This window comes from Mesorhizobium sp. M6A.T.Ce.TU.016.01.1.1 (assembly GCF_003997065.1).
Classification (GTDB): Bacteria; Pseudomonadota; Alphaproteobacteria; order Rhizobiales; family Rhizobiaceae; genus Mesorhizobium; species Mesorhizobium mediterraneum.
Map to the genome: position 1 here is coordinate 1 of NZ_RZTJ01000067.1, position 2,581 is coordinate 2,581.

Annotated in this window: 3 protein-coding genes; all 3 read left to right on the plus strand. The window is 55.0% G+C overall.

The window, feature by feature from the left end; all coding sequences use genetic code 11:
* The first annotated feature begins 423 nt into the window (after nucleotides 1-423).
* A complete protein-coding gene (locus tag EOC94_RS33085; RefSeq protein ID WP_127295820.1) occupies nucleotides 424-1,692 on the plus strand; it encodes a hypothetical protein in 1,269 nt (422 codons plus the stop codon).
* Nucleotides 1,693-1,758: 66 nt separating this feature from the next.
* Nucleotides 1,759-1,971, plus strand: a complete 213-nt coding sequence (locus EOC94_RS33090) for a hypothetical protein (RefSeq protein ID WP_127295822.1) — start codon at nucleotides 1,759-1,761, stop codon at nucleotides 1,969-1,971.
* Between the two features lie 72 nt (nucleotides 1,972-2,043).
* Nucleotides 2,044-2,448: a hypothetical protein gene (locus EOC94_RS33095; RefSeq protein ID WP_127295824.1), complete on the plus strand. Its 405-nt coding sequence runs from the start codon at nucleotides 2,044-2,046 to the stop codon at nucleotides 2,446-2,448.
* Nucleotides 2,449-2,581 lie beyond the last annotated feature (133 nt).

Consider the following 2,581-nt stretch of genomic DNA (forward strand, 5'->3'; position numbering starts at 1 on the left):
CAAATTAACTGCTAAGGCATTAACTCTCAGGCCGCGCGATTTGGGCATTCGTTCGGCGCTGTGCCAGCCACAGCAGAAACGGCTCCGCCGATTCTCGTGCGCTCCATTCTCAAATTAAGTGCAATACGTCGCCTCGAATTCTCAAATTAAGTACCCATTCTCAAATTAGGTGCAAAGCTAAGCCTCTGAAATCATTGACTCCATTCTCATAATTAACTGCCAGGCGACAGCAGTGGCTTGCCGAAGCGCGGCAGATGCTCGACTTCAACCTGAGCGCCTCAGCCGGCCAGCGCCAGGCCGTGCAGCCATTCCCAGCCCGATCGCCAGGCCCGTGGCAAGGTTCCATGGCAAAGCTTCAGCGCAGGGTTGCGTCCCCCGATCCTAAATGGTCTACCCTTGCTCCTCGGGTGTGGGATGGGGAAAATGGCCGACTATAAATTTCAGGTGCCGCGTCTTAGAGACGCCGATCTTCTTAGCTTTTTGAAATCAGCGTCTGAAATGGTGGACGCAACCAGTTGCAGCATTAGTGAGATTGGATCGGCGCGGGGTGAGCAGTTTCCGATTAACGACGAAAAATGGCGCACGCATCCGTTAGCTTCATCGGATCGGTATACGATCTACTCGGCTACTATCGGCGCTGCCAACTTCAACCTCGTCATTGAACGGAACATCGCGTCAAATGCAGATTTTGCTTTCGATGTTCTAAGCATTACAAACAACCCGAAGGACGGCGTTCCGCCTGAGAAAGTGTCGCGTCTCAACCAGCTAATCAGCGATTCATTTCTGGCAAACACTGACCAGAATGCCAAGCTGTTTCACAATTCCCAATCTTTTACGCTGCTCATGAAATCTCATCAGAAGATGATCGAGCAGTTGCAGCGCACTGTGGCCAATGTTGGTGAGCAAGCGGCAGCGGTTCGCCTCAGACTTGAGGAGGAATATAACCAACGGAACGCTCAGCTTGATGCACAGTTCGCCACTCGACAGACGGAAGCGGAAAAAACGATCGAGGAAGCAAAGCGGGCTTTGCAAAGGACAGAAGAGGAACTGGCGGCACGGCAGAAAGATTTAGACGACCGCAGCAACACACATGCGCGGCGTGAGCTTCACCAGGAGCTAAAATCGAAGATCGTTGCACGCTCAAATAAGTTCCAAATTACGCCAGAGACGAAAAGCAACCGGACTCCCATCCATTTGGGTGTCATCGGCTCATCGGCGGTGTTGGTGGGCTTTCTTGCGTACTACGCGAACGCTCTGAGCTCGCTGCCTGCCGGCGCTACGACGGCTCAGATTATAATCTCAGGTCTAAAGCCTGTGGGCCTGACTGTTGCGCTCCTCGGCCTAATCGCCTGGTACCTGCGCTGGATGAACAGATGGTTTGAACGATACGCAGACGCGGAATTTCAACTTAAGCAATTCGATTTGGACATTGATCGCGCGAGCTGGGTAGTTGAGGCGGCGCTGGAATGGAGGCTTTCTCAGGAAAAGCCGATGCCAGAACACCTGCTTGAAACCATCTCACGCAATCTGTTTGCGAGAGGTGAAAAGGATGAATCAGCTGATATGCACCCGGCTGATTACTTGGCTTCGGCGATATTAGGGCGCGCCTCGGGAGTGAACCTAAAAATGCCAGGAGCTGAAATATCGCTAACCGGCAAAGATTTGAAGAAATTGCAGACAGATGAAGGCTGACTGTCGCGATCCCGAAAAGCCACCGAACGCCAGGCCCAGCTATCTAACAAGCGCGGAAAGCAAGAAATGATCTCACTGCCGGATTGCAAGATCACCGAGACCGATGGCCATTTGGTTCTGTCGCCAGAGCGCGCGGACTGGCCAAGCATACTGGCCTTCGATCGCTCGGTGAAGGCGTTTCTGTCATTCAACCCCGAATATGAGGTTCTCATTCACCACGCCTCCAGCGAACGCGGGAATGGCGAATGGGATATGGTGATCGTCAAGCCGCCCTCTTGACACGCGCCCCGCGAACGGTGGCGCGCGCCTTGCAGCGTCGAGACTGATCAACCCGCCCGAGGACGGAGCACTATGATCAGCTTCCCCGAAAACGAGCAGAACTTCGATGCTGCCTGCGCGGCATTGAGCAACCATCGGAAGCGTGAAAGCCACACGCCAGCCGATACGTTGAATCGGCTCTTTCGGAAGAATCTTTCGGGCCTGTTCAAGCCCGAGGAACTCCCCGTGCTCACCGCGGTGAACACAGTCGTGACCAAAGTTTTGCGACCGAAGCTCGAGTGGGCGAAACTGGCCAATCGGAGCAAGTCCGACGCGCGCCCGAGCGACGGGCCACTTATCGTGCTGGTCTATGGTGACATGGAACGTCTAATCGATGGGAACCACCGCTGCCGCTACTGGCATCAAACGCAGGATCCGGGAGATCACACCGCATTTGTGCTTATCGTCGCTGAAAGGCCGGAACAGCCAGCTGCGTGAAGCCCGTCGGGACGCGGCCGATCGCGTCCGCCTTCGCCTTTGCTGAAGCCTTGTTGCTCTGGCGTGCGACCCGCTTGCACGCTGGACGCGCATGGGGGATGCCTCGCTCTTTGGTTGGAGGAGAGAGATGGGC

Bases quoted from the DNA above. Each gene is read 5' to 3' on its own strand.
- EOC94_RS33085 (WP_127295820.1), top strand. From the start codon at position 424: ATGGCCGACTATAAATTTCAGGTGCCGCGTCTTAGAGACGCCGATCTT.
- EOC94_RS33090 (WP_127295822.1), top strand. From the start codon at position 1,759: ATGATCTCACTGCCGGATTGCAAGATCACCGAGACCGATGGCCATTTG.
- EOC94_RS33095 (WP_127295824.1), top strand. From the start codon at position 2,044: ATGATCAGCTTCCCCGAAAACGAGCAGAACTTCGATGCTGCCTGCGCG.